At 72.1% G+C, this 15,039-nt stretch carries 12 protein-coding genes and 1 pseudogene; 10 read left to right on the top strand and 3 right to left on the bottom strand.

The genetic code is table 11. The features are described from left to right. The gene (rhaI, locus tag NQO67_RS03155; RefSeq protein WP_255946060.1) at nucleotides 1-1,161 is read right to left on the bottom strand and encodes an L-rhamnose isomerase; all 1,161 of its coding nucleotides are present in this window, start codon (nucleotides 1,159-1,161) and stop codon (nucleotides 1-3) included. Between the two features lie 432 nt (nucleotides 1,162-1,593). On the opposite strand from rhaI, the pseudogene NQO67_RS03160 reads away from it, so the two are divergent. The 7 genes and pseudogenes from NQO67_RS03160 to NQO67_RS03190 form a co-directional block, all read left to right on the top strand. Next, a pseudogene (locus NQO67_RS03160) lies at nucleotides 1,594-3,156 on the top strand (sugar ABC transporter ATP-binding protein); the annotation flags it as partial. After that, entirely contained in the window at nucleotides 3,153-4,193 is a 1,041-nt protein-coding gene (locus tag NQO67_RS03165) for an ABC transporter permease (protein WP_255946064.1), read from the top strand. The pseudogene NQO67_RS03160 and the gene NQO67_RS03165, both read left to right, overlap by 4 nt. After that, nucleotides 4,186-5,316, top strand: coding sequence for an ABC transporter permease (locus NQO67_RS03170; protein WP_255946066.1), 1,131 nt, complete (start codon nucleotides 4,186-4,188; stop codon nucleotides 5,314-5,316). Before NQO67_RS03165 ends, NQO67_RS03170 begins: the two co-directional genes overlap by 8 nt. A gap of 112 nt (nucleotides 5,317-5,428) precedes the next feature. Further along, nucleotides 5,429-6,595, top strand: a complete 1,167-nt coding sequence (gene rhaS, locus NQO67_RS03175) for a rhamnose ABC transporter substrate-binding protein (RefSeq protein WP_255946068.1) — start codon at nucleotides 5,429-5,431, stop codon at nucleotides 6,593-6,595. Nucleotides 6,596-6,732: 137 nt separating this feature from the next. Beyond that, nucleotides 6,733-7,749 carry a LacI family DNA-binding transcriptional regulator gene (locus NQO67_RS03180; protein ID WP_255946070.1) on the top strand — a complete coding sequence of 339 codons (1,017 nt, stop codon included), beginning with the start codon at nucleotides 6,733-6,735 and terminating at the stop codon, nucleotides 7,747-7,749. A gap of 224 nt (nucleotides 7,750-7,973) precedes the next feature. Further along, nucleotides 7,974-8,966 carry an NADPH:quinone oxidoreductase family protein gene (locus NQO67_RS03185; protein ID WP_255946753.1) on the top strand — a complete coding sequence of 331 codons (993 nt, stop codon included), beginning with the start codon at nucleotides 7,974-7,976 and terminating at the stop codon, nucleotides 8,964-8,966. Continuing rightward, nucleotides 8,963-10,264, top strand: coding sequence for an acyl-CoA dehydrogenase family protein (locus tag NQO67_RS03190; protein WP_255946072.1), 1,302 nt, complete (start codon nucleotides 8,963-8,965; stop codon nucleotides 10,262-10,264). The genes NQO67_RS03185 and NQO67_RS03190 overlap by 4 nt, the downstream gene beginning before the upstream one ends. Here NQO67_RS03190 and NQO67_RS03195 read toward each other — a convergent pair. Beyond that, nucleotides 10,254-10,898, bottom strand: a complete 645-nt coding sequence (locus tag NQO67_RS03195) for a hypothetical protein (protein ID WP_255946789.1) — start codon at nucleotides 10,896-10,898, stop codon at nucleotides 10,254-10,256. The two genes, NQO67_RS03190 and NQO67_RS03195, sit on opposite strands and share 11 nt — an antisense overlap. 58 nt (nucleotides 10,899-10,956) lie before the next feature. Here NQO67_RS03195 and NQO67_RS03200 point away from each other — a divergent pair, with 58 nt between their 5' ends. The 3 genes from NQO67_RS03200 to NQO67_RS03210 all read left to right on the top strand — a co-directional run bounded on the left by NQO67_RS03200 (nucleotide 10,957) and on the right by NQO67_RS03210 (nucleotide 14,106). Then, nucleotides 10,957-12,195 (top strand): acyl-CoA dehydrogenase family protein, encoded by a 1,239-nt coding sequence (locus tag NQO67_RS03200; RefSeq protein WP_255946756.1) that lies wholly within the window; start codon nucleotides 10,957-10,959, stop codon nucleotides 12,193-12,195. 586 nt (nucleotides 12,196-12,781) lie between these two features. Continuing rightward, nucleotides 12,782-13,636, top strand: a complete 855-nt coding sequence (locus tag NQO67_RS03205) for a phosphatidylinositol-specific phospholipase C/glycerophosphodiester phosphodiesterase family protein (RefSeq protein ID WP_255946074.1) — start codon at nucleotides 12,782-12,784, stop codon at nucleotides 13,634-13,636. 275 nt (nucleotides 13,637-13,911) lie between these two features. Next, nucleotides 13,912-14,106: a hypothetical protein gene (locus NQO67_RS03210; RefSeq protein ID WP_255946076.1), complete on the top strand. Its 195-nt coding sequence runs from the start codon at nucleotides 13,912-13,914 to the stop codon at nucleotides 14,104-14,106. 171 nt (nucleotides 14,107-14,277) lie between these two features. Here the strand turns inward: NQO67_RS03210 and NQO67_RS03215 are convergent, their stop codons facing one another. After that, nucleotides 14,278-14,892, bottom strand: coding sequence for an N-acetylmuramoyl-L-alanine amidase (locus NQO67_RS03215; RefSeq protein WP_255946078.1), 615 nt, complete (start codon nucleotides 14,890-14,892; stop codon nucleotides 14,278-14,280). Nucleotides 14,893-15,039: the final 147 nt, after the last annotated feature.

The raw sequence follows: 15,039 nt of genomic DNA on the forward strand, positions 1-15,039 counted from the left end.
TCAGGCTCCCCATCCTGCTTGCGTGCCGCCGACGCGGTTGGTGACGATGTGCTGCTGCCAGCCCGAGGCGTGGTAGGCCGCGATCGGGTCCGGGTCCAGGCCGGCCGCGCTGCGGACCTCGGCCACCAGCGGGCGTACATCGGTGTTGAACGCGTCCATCAGTACGGCGTTGGCACCGAGCACGTCGCCCGTGGACTGCGCTGCGTGCAGTGCCTCGGCGTCGACGAGGAGGGCCTTGGCCGTGGCCTCCTGGACGTTCATCACCGAGCGGAGGATCGCGGGGATCTTGGGCTCGATGTTGTGGCACTGGTCGAGCATGAACGCGATCTCGTCGCCGAGCCCACCGCCCCGCACCACCTCGTACATGATCCGGAACAGCTGGAACGGGTCCGCCGCGCCCACCATCAGGTCGTCGTCGGCGTAGAAGCGGGAGTTGAAGTCGAAGCCGCCGAGCCGGCCCTCGCGCAGCAGGAAGGCGACGATGAACTCGATGTTGGTGCCCGGCGCGTGGTGCCCGGTGTCCACGACGACCTGCGCCTTCGGACCGAGCTTGAGGCAGTGCGCGTAGGCCGTGCCCCAGTCGGGTACGTCGGTGGCGTAGAAGGCGGGCTCGAACAGTTTGTACTCCAGCAGCATCCGCTGTCCGTCGCCGAGCCGCTCGTGCACGGCGGCGAGCGCCTCGGCGAGCCGGTCCTGGCGGGCGTGCAGATCGTCCTGGCCCGGGTAGTTGGTGCCGTCCGAGAACCACAGCTTCAGATCGCGAGAGCCGGTGGCGTCCATGATGTCGACGCACTCCAGCAGGTGGTCCAGGGCCTTGCGGCGGACCGCCGGGTCGGGGTTGGTGACCGAGCCCAGCTTGTAGTCGTCGTCCTGGAAGACATTGGAGTTGATCGCGCCGATCGTCAGCCCGCGCTCCTTGGCGTGCGCTGCGAGGGCCGCGTAGTCGTCGACCCGGTCCCACGGGATGTGCAGGGCGACGGCCGGCGCCACGCCCGTCAGTGCGTGCACCTGGGCGGCGTCGTCCAGCTTCTCCTGCGGTGTGCGGGGCACCCCGGGTTGGGCAAAGACCTTGAAGCGCGTGCCGGAGTTTCCGTAGGCCCAGGACGGTGTCTCGATGCGCTGGGCCGCGAGCGACGCCCGTACGGCCGACAGATCGGGCATGTGGCCACCTCTGAAAACGATTCAATCCAATATCAGGGAACTCTGACTCCGATTCCACCTCCCGTCAAGGCCTCGGTGTGGCCAGATCACTCATGGTGAGGGACGGAAAAGGGGGCGGAACGCGGTGTGCGGAGCCTTGACGTGCCTTTCGTTCGGGACTAGCTTCCCCGGAACTTGTTTGAATCATTTCATGACCGGTGAGTCATGACGCGCGAGGCACGGGAAGCGGCTCGCTCCGGAGCTGGCCGGGGGTGCGTCGCCGATCGGGTCGTGTCGTGGACCGGCGGCCGGCACGGGCCGGTGCCGCGGGTGTGCTGCTCCGGCGGAGGGGCGGCAGCGCGACTCCGGGGGACCCCTCCGTTGCCGGTACGTCACGGAAAGTCCCTCTTGTCGAGTGGGAGTTGCAGCATGACCGGATCGGAGCCGGACGCGGTGCCGGTGCTCGCGCTGGCGGGGGTGAGCAAGTCCTTCGGCGCGGTGCGCGCGCTACGGGATGTCTCCCTGCGGCTCTACGCGGGCGAGGCGCACGCCCTCGCCGGGGAGAACGGCGCAGGAAAGTCGACCCTGATCAAGATCCTTGCAGCGGTGCACCGACCGGACGCCGGCACCGTGCTCCTCGACGGCCGCCCCGTCGCCTGGCACAGTCCCGCGGACGCCCGCGACGCCGGGGTGGCCGTGATCTACCAGGAACCCACCCTCTTCCCCGACCTGTCGGTGGCCGAGAACATCTTCATGGGCCGTCAGCCGCGCCGCTCCCTGCGCCGGGTCGACCACCGGGCGGCGACCGCCGCCACCGCCGCACTGTTCCGGCGCCTCGGCGTCCACCTCGACCCCGACCAGCCCGCGCGCGGCCTGTCCATCGCCGACCAGCAGATCGTCGAGATCGCCAAGGCGCTCTCCTTCGACGCCCGCGTACTGATCATGGACGAGCCGACGGCCGCCCTCACCGGCAGCGAGGTGGCGCGCCTCTTCGGCGTGGTGCGGACCCTGCGCGAGCAGGGCGCCGCCGTCCTGTTCATCTCCCACCGGCTCGAGGAGATCTTCGCACTCTGCCAGCGGGTCACCACGCTGCGCGACGGTGCGCTGGTCGGCGCCGACCTGCTGGGGGAGCCGGGCGCTGCACAGGCAGCCACGGCAGGAGCGGACTCGACGGGGGAGAGCGGCGCGGGCCGCTCCCGCGGGATCACCGAGGACGACCTGGTGCGCCGCATGGTCGGGCGCGATCTCGACGAGCTCTACCCCAAACAGCCCACCGAGGTCGGTCCCGTCGCGCTGGACGTGCAACGGCTGACCCGCGAGGGCGTCTTCACCGACGTCTCCTTCACGGTGCGGCGCGGCGAGATCGTCGGCCTCGCCGGACTGGTCGGCGCGGGCCGCAGCGAGGTGGCGCGTGCCGTCTTCGGCGTCGACCGCTGGGACGCCGGCTCCGTCCACGTCGACGGCCGGCCGCTCACCAACGGGGCACCGAGCAGCGCCATGGCGGCCGGCCTCGCCCTCGTGCCGGAGGACCGGCGCGCCCAGGGGCTCGTGATGGGCATGTCCATCGAGCGGAACATCGGGCTCACCGGCCTGCGCAGCACGGTGCGCGCCGGCCTCATGGACCGCCGCGCCGAACGCAGCCGGGCCCTGGACTGGGCGGTCAGGCTCCAGGTCAAGTACGCCCGGCTGGCGGACGCGGTGGCCACCCTCTCCGGCGGCAACCAGCAGAAGGTGGTCCTCGCCAAATGGCTGGCCACCGGCCCGAACGTGCTCATCGTCGACGAGCCCACCCGAGGCATCGACGTCGGCACCAAGGCCGAGGTGCACCGGCTGCTGTCGCGGCTCGCCGCCGACGGGGTGGCCGTCCTGATGATCTCCTCCGACCTCCCCGAGATCCTCGGCATGGCCGACCGGGTGCTGGTGATGCACGAGGGACGGCTGACCGCCGAGATCTCCCGCGCGGCGGCCACCGAGGAGTCGGTGCTGGCCGCCGCGACCGGAAGGGCGGCAGCATGACCGTCACGCAGCAACCCGCCACCCCCGCCACCGAGCCGGCCGGCAGCGGCGCCACCCGGCTCGTCGACCGCGTCTTCAAGATGCGCGAACTGGCCATCCTCGTCGTCTTCCTGGTGATGATCGCCATCACCCAGGCCGGCAACAGCCACTTCCTGTCCGTCCAGGGCGTGAAGGACCTGCTGCTGAACGCGACCATCCTGGTGCTGGTCGCCACCGGCCAGGCGCTCGTGGTGATCTCGCGCAACGTCGACCTGTCGGTCGGCTCCACGCTCGGCATCAGCGCCTTCGCCGCCGGCAACTGGCTGCAAGGCGGCGGGAACCCGGTCCTCGCCGTGCTGCTCGCGGTTGCCCTCGGCATCGGCTGCGGACTGCTGAACGGCGCGCTGGTCAGCCTCGGTCAGGTACCCGCGCTGGTCGTGACGCTGGGCACGCTCTACGTCATCCGTGGCGTTGACTCCATCTGGGTCGGCTCCCGCCAGATCACCGCCGCCGACCTGCCCGGCGGGTTCGGCGACTTCGGGGACGGCGGCTTCGGGCCGGTGCCCTACCTGGCGCTGATCGCGCTCGCGGTGGTGGTCTGCGCCGCCTACGGCATGCGGCACTTCGCGGGCGGCCGCGAGCTGTACGCACTCGGCTCCAACCCGGAGGCCGCCCGGCTCGCCGGCATCCAGGTGCGCCGCCGGATCCTGCTCGCGTACACCGTCTGCGGGGCGCTCGCCGGGCTCGCCGGCGCGCTCTACCTCGCCCGCTTCGGCAACGTCGACTCCGGCACCGGAAACGGCTACGAACTCACCGTCGTCAGCGCCGTCGTGGTCGGCGGCGTCGCCTTCACCGGCGGCGCCGGCAGCGTGTACGGCGCCGCCCTCGGCGCCCTGCTGCTGACCTCGATCAACAGCGTGCTGCCCGCCCTGGGGGTCAGCTCCGTGTGGGTGCTGGCCGTCAACGGCGTGCTGCTCGTGCTCGCCATCGCCGTGGACCGGGTGGTCGCCCTGCGCCTGGCCGCGGCCCTGAAGAAGAGGAACGCCCGCCATGGCTGACAGCCCCCGAACGCGCGTCGCCGTGTCGCGCCGCAGCAAGGGCGCAGGCGGTGTCCCAGGAGCCGGCGCACTGCGGTGGGACAGCGTGGTCGGCGCCCTGCTCGTCGTGCTGCTGCTCGCGTCCTGGCAGTTCGTCGACGGCTTCGGCAACGCCCTGAACGTGTCGTTCCTGATCGGCAACACGCTGCCCATCGCGCTGATCGCGCTGCCCATGACGATGCTGGTGGTGGCCGGCGAGATCGACCTGTCGGTCGCCTCGACGGCCGGTCTGTCCGGAGCCGTCATGGGCGCGCTGTGGAACGCCGGGCTGCCCATCGAGACGATCATCCCGCTGTGCCTGCTGCTGGGCGTCGTCTGCGGCCTCGTCAACGGGCTGCTCGTGACCCGCCTCGGGCTGCCTTCGCTCGCCGTCACCATCGGCACGCTGGCCGCCTACCGCGGGGTGGCCCAGATCGTGCTGGGCGCCAACGCGGTGACCGACTTCCCGCCGCAGTACCTGGACTTCGCCTCCGGCCGGATCGACGGCACCTTCATCCCGTACGCCTTCGTGCCGTACCTGGTGCTGCTCGCGATCGCGGTGGCGGTGCTGCACGCCACGCCGTTCGGCCGCTCGCTGTTCGCCGTCGGCGCCAACGAGGAGGCCGCGCGATTCGCCGGCATCCGCGTCAAGCGGCACAAGCTGTGGCTGTTCGTCGCCACCGGCCTGATGTCCGCCCTCACCGGCGTCTTCTGGGCGCTGCACTACGCCAGCGCCCGCTACGACAACGCCACCGGCCTGGAGCTCTCCGTCGTCGCGGCCGTGCTGCTCGGCGGCATCGACTTCGACGGCGGCCGCGGCACCCTCGGCGGCGCCGTCGCCGGGGTCTTCCTGCTGGGCGGGCTCCAGGACACCATGAGCCTGCTGAACGTCTCGGCCCAGTCGCAGATCGTGGTGACCGGCGTGCTGCTGGTGATCTCGGTGCTCGGGCCGCGGGTGGCCCGGCAGATCGCGGTCGCGCAGGCCGGCCGCGGTGCGGGCGCCGGCGGTGGGCCCGGGGCGGATCCCGAGGCCCGCCAGGGCGCCGCGGAGCAACCGGGGGAGCAGCCCGGCCCGGGCCACGGCAGCGCGTCGCCCGCCTCCTGACCCCGTCGGGCACATCCTTTCCGGCCTTCCCTTCGCCCCACCGCCTTCCGTCCTCCACACGCTTCTCCGCCTCCTCACGCCGCTCCACACGCCGCTTCGAAAGGGACCGATGATGTTCTCTCCCGTACCGGGCCGTTCCGCCGCCCACCGCACCCGGAGCCGTTCCACCGGCACCGCCGGACCCCGTGCCGCCGCGGTCCCCAGCGGGCTGCGCCGCGCCGGGGGCACGCTCGCCGCGGTCGTCGCGCTGGCACTGGCCGCCACGGCGTGCGGCGGCACCACCAAGGACTCGGTCGACCACGGCGGCGACAAGGCCACGGGCTCCGGCGCCAAGGCCGACCCGAACGCGGCCACCAAGAAGGGCCTGAAGGTCGCCTTCCTGCCCAAGCAGGTCAACAACCCGTACTTCACCGTCGCCGACAAGGGCGGCGAGAAGGCGCTCAAGCAGCTCGGCTCGTCCTACCAGGAGACCGGGCCCAACAGCGCCACCGACACCTCCGGGCAGGTCTCCTACGTCAACACCCTCACCCAGCAGCAGGTCGACGCCATGGCGGTGTCCGCGCAGGACCCCGGGGCCCTGTGCACCGCACTGAAGCAGGCCATGAAGAACGGCATCAAGATCGTCACCTATGACTCGGACACCAACCCCGAGTGCCGCAACGTCTTCATCTCGCAGGCCAGCGCCGAGGCGATCGGCCGCACCCTGGTCCAGCAGATCGCCAAGCAGATCGGCTACCGGGGCGAGATCGCGATCCTGTCCGCGGCCCAGACCGCGACCAACCAGAACACCTGGATCACGTACATGAAGGACGAGCTGACGGAGCCGCGCTACAAGAACATGAAGCTCGTCAAGACCGCCTACGGCAACGACGACGCGCAGCAGTCCTTCCAGCAGACGCAGGGCCTGCTCCAGGAGCACCCCAAGCTGGCCGGGATCATCTCCCCGACGACGGTCGGCATCAAGGCAGCGGCCCAGTACCTGTCGGGTTCGAAGTACCGCGGGAAGGTGCGTCTGACCGGCCTCGGCACCCCCAACGACATGCGGAAGTACGTGAAGAACGGCACCGTGGACGCCTTTGAGCTGTGGGACCCGGCCAAGCTGGGCGCGCTCGCCGCGCACGCCGCCGTCGCACTGTCCTCCGGGCAGATCACCGGGGCGAGGGGCGAAAAGCTGAAGGCGGGCGACATGGGCACCTTCACCGTGGGCGCCCACGGCGTCATCGACCTCGGGAAGCCGACCGTCTTCGACGCGAAGAACGTCGACGACTACCGGTTCTGAGCGCACGTCGCCGGACGAACCCCTGGTGGCTGGACCGGGCCGCGGGCGCGGGGCGCATACGCTGACACCAACTCGGCCCGTCGGCACCGCCCGCACGGGGCCGAAGACGGCACGGCAGGACGGAGCACAGGGGAGACATGGTCGGTATCAAGGACGTGGCGCGGGACGCCGGGGTGTCGGTGGGCACCGTATCGAACGTGATCAACCGTCCCGATCTGGTGTCCGAGGAGACCCGCCGCCGGGTGCAGTCCGTCATCGACCGCCTGGGTTACGTCCGTAGCGAGTCGGCACGGCAGCTGCGCGCCGGGCAGAGCCGCATCGTGGCGCTGCTCGTGCTCGACATGGGAAACCCCTTCTTCGTGGACGTCGCGCGCGGCGCCGAGCGCGCCGCGCGCGAGGCGGGGCTCGGCGTCATGGTGTGCAACAGCGCGCAGAACCCCGCCGAGGAGGCCGACTACCTGTCACTCTTCGCCGAGCAGCGGGTCCGCGGAGTGCTGCTCACCCCGGCCGACGCGACGGGCCACAACATCGCCGCGTTCCGCCGGCACAACATCCCGTTCGTCCTTGTCGACCGGGTCGCGGAGGGCACCACCGAATGCTCCGTCTCCGTGGACGACGTGGCCGGCGGTGCGCTCGCCGCCCGGCATCTCATCGACGCCGGCCACCGCAGCATCGCCTACGTCAGCGGCCCGCCCGGGTTCAACCAGGTCAGGGACCGTCGCCAGGGCGCCCTGCACGCCCTCGCCCAGGCGGGTCTGTCGCCCGAGACCCTGCACGAACTGCCCACCGAGCACCTCGACGTCGCCGCGGGCCGGGACGCCGGCGCCCGGCTGCTCGGCCTCGCCGACCGCCCGACGGCCGTCTTCTGCGCGAACGACCTGCTGGCGCTCGGCGTGTTGCAGGCGATGTTCGCCGCCGGGGTCTCGGTCCCCGACGAGGTCGCCATCGTCGGCTACGACGACATCGAGTTCGCCGCTGCCGCCGCCGTGCCGCTCACCTCGGTGCGCCAGCCGGCCGTCACGATGGGCTCGATGGCCGCCGAGCTGCTGCTGGAGGAGACCGAAGCGAGCGACGGGGCCGCCGGTCACACCCATCGGCGTGTCGTCCTCCAGCCGGAACTCGTGGTACGCCGCTCGACGCTGCGTCAGCGGTGATTCCCTGGCAGCCTGGCAGTCTGGGGTGATCCGCCGGCGGCTGCCCGGGTGCGGGAGCGCCGGGAGGCCGGGCGGGCGTGTCACCGGGCCTACCCGTGCGGCCGGTGCCACCCGGCAACGGCATGGGCCCGGCTTCCAGAGTGGCAAGCGACTGCTTAGTATGCTCGTCGAGCCAGGTTCTACGAATCCTCCCGTGGAGGCCTCCTATGCCCCCTGAGCCTTCGATGCAGGCATGGCACGTGCACGAGACCGGCGAGCCGAGCGAGGTGATGCGGCTGGAGGAGACCGCCCGGCCGGAGCCCGGCGAGGGCCAGGTCCTGCTCAAAGTGCGCGCAGCGAGCATCAACTTCCCCGACGCGCTGCTCTGCCGCGGCCGCTACCAGGTGCGTCCCCCGCTGCCGTTCACGCCCGGCGTGGAGATCTGCGGCGAGACCGAGGACGGCCGGCGCGTCATCACCAACGCGGCCCTGCCGCACGGCGGCTTCGCCGAGTACGCCCTCGCGGACGCCGCGAACCTGCTGCCCGCCCCCGAGGCGCTGGACGACGCGGAGGCCGCCGCGCTGCTCATCGCCTACCAGACCGGGTGGTTCGGCCTGCACCGCAGGGCGCAGCTCCGGTCCGGCGAAACGCTGCTGGTGCATGCCGCGGCCGGCGGTGTCGGCAGCGCTGCCGTCCAGCTGGGCAAGGCGGCCGGGGCCCGTGTCATCGGTGTCGTCGGCGGCAGCACCAAGGCCCATGTGGCCCGGACCATCGGCTGCGACCTCGTGATCGACCGGCACACCGAGGACGTGATCGGCCTGGTCAAGGAGGCCACGGAGGGTCGGGGAGCCGACGTGGTCTACGACCCCGTCGGTGGCCACGCCTACACCCAGTCGGCCAAGTGCGTCGCCTTCGAGGGACGCATCGTCGTGGTCGGCTTCGCCAGTGGCACCATCCCGAACCCCGGCCTCAACCATGTGCTGCTGAAGAACTACGCGATCCTGGGGCTGCACTGGGGCCTGTACGCCGCGCGGGACCCGCAGGCCGTCCTGGACTGCCACGGTCAGCTGACCGCGCTGGCCGCCAAGGGGGCGATCCAGCCGCTGGTCAGCGAGCGTGTCCCGCTGGCCGACGCGGCTCAGGCGGTCCAGCAGGTGGCCGACGGTGCCACCACCGGACGCATCGTCGTGCTCCCGGACGCCCCGGACAGCGCCGGGCAGAGCGGAGCGCAGGCATGATCGACGCTGCCGACCTGCGCCGTCGCACCCGCGAGCTGCTCACCGCCCACCCGCCGGCGACGACGGAACCCGACCGTTTCCTCAAGGCCCGCTTCGACGCCGGACTCGCCTGGGTGCACTACCCCGAGGGGCTGGGCGGTCTCGGCGCGCCGCGCTCCTTGCAAGCCGTGGTCGACGAGGAGCTGGCGGCCGCCGGCGCCCCCGACAACGACCCGCGTCGTATCGGCATCGGCCTCGGCATGGCCGCGCCGACGATCCTCGGCTTCGGCACCGATGCCCAGAAGCGCCGCTTCCTGCGCCCGCTGTGGATCGGCGAGGAGGTGTGGTGCCAGCTGTTCAGCGAGCCGGGTGCCGGATCCGACCTGGCCGCGCTCGGCACGCGGGCCGTACGCGCCGGGGCCCACGGGGCCGCGACCGCCGGAAACGGGAGCGCCGGAGACGGGAGCGCCAGAAACGGGAGCGCGGTCAGGGCGGCGGAGGACGGCGGGGACGGGGCGGACGGAGCGGACGGAGCCGGCGGGGACTGGATCGTGAATGGCCAGAAGGTGTGGACGTCCAGCGCCCATCTCGCCCGCTGGGCGATCCTCATCGCCCGTACCGATCCCGAAGTGCCCAAGCACCGCGGCATCACCTACTTCATCTGCGACATGACGGCCCCGGGTGTCGAGGTGCGGCCGTTGCGCCAGATCACCGGCGAGGCCGAGTTCAACGAGGTCTTCCTGACCGATGTCCGGATCCCCGACGCCCACCGGATCGGCCCAGTCGGGGCGGGCTGGAAGGTGGCGCAGACCACTCTGATGAACGAGCGGGTGTCCATCGGCGGCAGCCGGATGCCCCGCGAAGGCGGCATGATCGGTCCGCTCGCCCGCACCTGGCGCGAGCGTCCCGAGCTGCGCAGCCATGCGCTGCACCAGCGGCTGCTGACCCTGTGGGCCGAGGCGGAGGTGGCCCGGCTGGCCGGGGAGCGGCTGCGCCAGCAGCTCGCCGCCGGCCATCCGGGCCCCGAGGGCTCGGCCATGAAGCTGGCCTTCGCCCGGCTCAACCAGGAGATCAGCTCGCTGGAAGTGGAACTCCTCGGCGCTGACGGGCTCGGCTACGAGGACTGGACCATGCGGCGCCCCGACCTCGTGGACTTCACGGGCCGGGACGCCGGCTACCGCTATCTGCGCGCCAAGGGCAACAGCATCGAGGGCGGGACCAGCGAGATCCTGCTGAACATCGTCGCCGAGCGCGTCCTGGGCCTGCCGCCCGAGCCCCGTACCGACAAGGACGTCGCCTGGAAGGACCTCACCCGATGAGCACCCCCCGCAGGACCACCGGCGAGCCGCTGCCGCGTACCGAGGAGCCCGGATCCGCCCGCCCGGGCGACGAGCCAGGCTCCGTACCGGCGGCAGCAGGGGCCGGTGCCGCATCGCCGGCGGGAGGGACGGACGCCACCTCACCGGCACCTGGATCCGCCGCGGAGCCGGCGTCTGCTGCGAGGCCGGGGTCTGCTGCGGAGTCGGGGCCCGGTGCGGCGCCCGAGTCCGTCGCGGAGGCGGCGTCTGCTGCGAGGCCGGGGTCTGCTGCGGAGTCCGGGCCCGGTGCGGCGCCCGAGTCCATCGTGGAGGCGGCGTCTGCCGCGAGGCCGGGGTCTGCTGCGGAGTCCGGGCCCGGTGCGGCGCCCGAGTCCGTCGCGGAGGCGGCGTCTGCCGCGAGGCCGGGGTCTGCTGCGGAGTCCGGGCCCGGTGCGGCGCCCGAGTCCGCTGCGGGCGGATCCGCATCTGCGTCCGTACCCGCGTCCGCCCCGCGGGCCGGCATGTCCGCCCCGCGGGCCGGCATGTCCGCCCCGCGGGCCGGCATGCCCGCCCCGCGCGGTGCGTCGAGCGGATCGCTCTCCTGGTCGGCGGGGCCCGCTTCCGCTTCCGGTTCTTCCGCTGCCGGCTCCTCCACCGGCTCTTCTTCGGATCCTGGCTCCGGCGCCGCATCCGACTCCTCGGCATCGCCCGACCTGCTCTACTCCGAGGACGAGGAGGATCTGCGCGCGGCGGTGCGCCGACTGCTGGATGATCACTGCATCCCCGCCGAGGTCCTTGCCCGTACCGAGTCCGGCACGCCGCACGACCGCGCGCTGTGGAAGCTCCTCGCCGAGGACATGGGGCTCGCGGGACTGCTGGTGCCCGAGTACTTCGGTGGCCAGGGCGCCACCCACCGTGAGGTAGCCGTCGTCCTGGAGGAACTGGGCCGCTCCCTGGCCCCCGTTCCCTTCCTGACCAGCGCCGTCGTCGCGACCGATGCGCTGCTGGGCTGCGTGGCTGACCACGCCGGCGTGGGACTGGGAGACGCCCTGGCGCCTGGGGACGCCGGTGCCGGCACCGAGGACGCCGGCTCGGCCACGAGCGCCGGCGGCGGCGGGTCGGACGAGCGCGGCGCCGGCGCGCCGGCCGCGGAGCTGCTGGCGGAGCTGGCCACCGGGCGCACCGTCGCCGTCCTCGCGCTGCCCTTGGCCATGGGCGCCGGGGCCTTTGCCGGCGGGGAGGCAGCGGTGGGCGCCGGCTGTCCTCGCGTTCGCCATGAAGGCGGCGCCCTGCACGGCCAGATCACCGGCGTTGCCGACGCGGCAACGGCGGACGTGCTGCTCGTCTCTGCCGACACCGGGCTGTACGCGGTGGACGTCCGGCAGGACGGGGTGGTCGTGACGGCCAGGACCTCGCTCGACGGCACCCGGCCGCTCGCCGATGTGGCCCTCACCGCAGCCCGGGGGCGGATCCTCACCGCGCACCCGCAGCGGGTTCTGCCCAGGGCCCTGGACGTGGGTGCCGGGCTGCTCGCCTCCGAACAGCTCGGCATCGCCGACTGGTGCCTCACCGAAACCGTGCGGTACACCCGCGACCGGCACCAGTTCAACCGTCCCGTCGGCTCGTTCCAGGCGCTCAAGCACCGGCTCGCCCAGCTGTGGCTACGGATCGTGCACACCCGCGCCGCGGCCCGGAACGCCGCCGACGCGCTGGCGACCGGCAGTCCCGAGACCGTGCTCGCCGTGGCACTGGCCCAGTCCAGCGCCTCGGACACCGCCGTCCACGCCGCCGAGGAAGCCCTGCAACTGCACGGCGGCATCGGCATGACCTGGGAACACCCCGTCCACCTCTACCTGAAGCGGGCCAAGGCGAACTCGATCGCGCTGGGCACCGCCGCCCAGCACCGGCAGCGACTCGCCTCGCTCGTCGATCTGGCACCGCCCGCAGGCTAGGCCCTGTCGTCAAACTCCCGTCTGCCCGGCGACGCCATGCACGCCCTCTCGCCGCACCGGGCACAAGCCCACGTACATCCAGTACGCGGACTCGCGCCCGCCGCGCCGAGAGCACGCACCTGACGCCGCCAGGCCGCCCTTCGGGCAACAACGGGAGTTTGACGACAGGACCTAGGCCGGCCACCGCCGTGGGCGCGTTCGGCACCCAGCGTGACGCGACGGCTTCGGGCCCGGGGTAGCGCCTCGGGCCTGAGGTAGCGCCTAGGGCCCGAGGTAGCGCTGGGGCCGAGAACGCGACCGAGAGCCAGACGCGGGCGGGCCGTTTGAGCCGGGATCGGGCGCCGTCCGGCCCCTGTCCCAGGGGAGCGGGGAGTGATCCAAGTCCCGTCCGGTGGCTGACCGCGCCTGGGGGGCGGGTGACGAAACTCACCCGATGCCAAGTTCGGCCGTCTGAACGCCGCGTGGACCGCGCGCGGCGTGAACCGCTGGCGGCGAGCAGGTCAACTCCCCATCGGCGTGTGCTTCCGCGGCGCCCGGGCCCCCATACTCTCTGGGGTCCCGACCGGTACGTCCCAGGAGGCAGCGCATGGCCGACCCCACTCGCCGCAGAGCCCTCGCCACGCTGGGTGCCGCCCTTGCCTGGGGTACCGCGAGCCCCGCCGCGACCGCGTGGGCGCTCGACGGTCCGCGCGGTCGTCCGCTGCCCCGCGCTCACGCGCACAACGACTACGACCACCCCCAACCTCTCTTCGACGCCCTAGACCATCGCTTCGGCAGCATCGAAGCGGACATCCACCTGGTCGACGGTGCGCTGCTGGTCGGCCACGATGCGGCGGACCTCGATCCCGCCCACACCCTCGAATCGCTCTATCTGGACCCCCTCCACGCCCTCGTCAAGACCAACCAGGGGTCCGTCTACCAGGGCTGGCCGACCCCCGTGCAACTGCTCATCGACATCAAGACCGACGGCGCCGCCACCTACCTGGAACTAGACCGTCACCTCCGGCGCTACCAGCAGATCCTCACCGCATACCGGCACGGCAAGGTGCATCAGGGACCGGTCACCGCCGTCGTCTCCGGTGCCCGCGGCACCCGTGCGCCCCTCGCGGCGCAGCAGGTCCGCCACGCCTTCTGCGACGGACATCTGACCGACCTCGGCAGCTCGGCCTCCGTCACCCCGCTGATCAGCGAGGACTGGACGGCCGCCTTCACCTGGCGGGGCAACGGGCCCTTTCCCGCCGAGGAACGTGCCAAGTTGCGGAAGATCGTCTCCACCGCCCATGCGCACCGGCAGCGTGTCCGCTTCTGGTCCACCCCGGACGGAGCGGGCCCGGACCGCGAAGCCCTCTGGCGTGAGCTCTACGACGCGGGAACCGACCTGCTCAACACCGACGATCTGGCCGGCCTCGAGATGTTCCTCACTGCACGCGGCGGGCACTGACTCCCTCCTGGCCTGCGCCGCCTTCGTCCTGCTCACCGGACCGCCCGGTTCGTGACATACCCCTTCGGCACCCGTGGACGCCGCCCTCGACTCTCGGCCCTGGGGCGGGACGGGAGCCGGTCGACCGAACAGGCAGGCGCCGGACGGTGATCCGTGCGCACGTCGCCCGTGGACACCACCCGTTCGGCGGACACGCCGGTCGGCCGGACGGGCCCCGTGCTGCGCCACACTTACCGCCGAGAGCCATGGTGTCGACGTGGCGCGGGAGGATGACGATGGCGATTTCCATCTCGGCGGTGCTGCTTCTTCTGATCCTGGCCGTGATCTTCATGCGTAACGGCGCACTCAAGACGTCGCACGCCGTGGTCTGCATCCTGCTCGGCTTCTACCTGGCGAGCACGCACATGGCACCGACCATCCAGGACGGTCTGGCGGCCACCGCCGACATCGTGAGCCGTCTGGACCCCTGACCCCGCTGCCATGCCTGAGCCTGCGCCGCGCGAGCAGCCCGGGCCGGGGGTCGTCCTCCGCCCTGAGCCCGGGTGCCGGAGTCGGAGCCGGCCCGGGCGCAGAGGTCCCGCGCCCGGGCCGGGGACGATGGCCCGGGCGCAGGCCGGTGCCGTCGTCAGCCGTTCAGGCCGTCAGATCCTGCCCAGCGCGGCCGCGTTGACGAGGCTGATGTACCTGGCCCAGTCCCAGTACGGTCCCGGGTCCGTGTGGGTGGCTCCGGGCACTTCGACGTGTCCGATGATGGTCTCGTGGTTGATGGGGATGCCGTACTTGCCGCAGATCGTCGCGGTGAGTTTCGCCGACTGGGTGTAGAGCGCGTCGGTGAAGTACTCCGGTTGGTCCACCCAGCCCTCGTGCTCGATGCCGATGCTGCGTGTGTTGTAGTCCCAGTTGCCCGCGTGCCAGGCGATGTCGTGCTCGCGGACGCACTGCGCGATATGGCCGTCGTTCGAACGGACCACGTAGTGCGCCGACACCTCCCTCGACGGGTCCTGGAAGATCTTTATGGCGTCGCTCCAGTACTCCTGCGTGACGTGGATGACCACGTAGTCGATGGGGTACGTGCTGGGCCGGTTGGACGCCGTGTAGTTCGACGTGCTGGCCGGGAACGACTCGGCTGATGGGTAGTCGACCGCGCGCAGTGCCTCTGCGGGCGAGGTCGCCGTCAGCGCGGTGGGCACTGCGGCGAGTGCGGCGCCCTGGAGGAGTCTGCGCCGGCTGAGGAAGGAGGATCTGGCACGTTCCATGGTTGGCCTGCCTTTCGGTGGGGGTACTGACAGGGCGGATCCGAGCGGTGGTGCGGTGGTGCGGTCAGGAGCGGCCACGGACCCGGCGGTTCGGGCCCTGGCAGCCGCACGGGCGGTGCAGACGGTGCGGTACCGGATGGAGACTCG

Source organism: Streptomyces odontomachi (assembly GCF_024435355.1).
Lineage (GTDB): Bacteria > Actinomycetota > Actinomycetes > Streptomycetales > Streptomycetaceae > Streptomyces > Streptomyces odontomachi.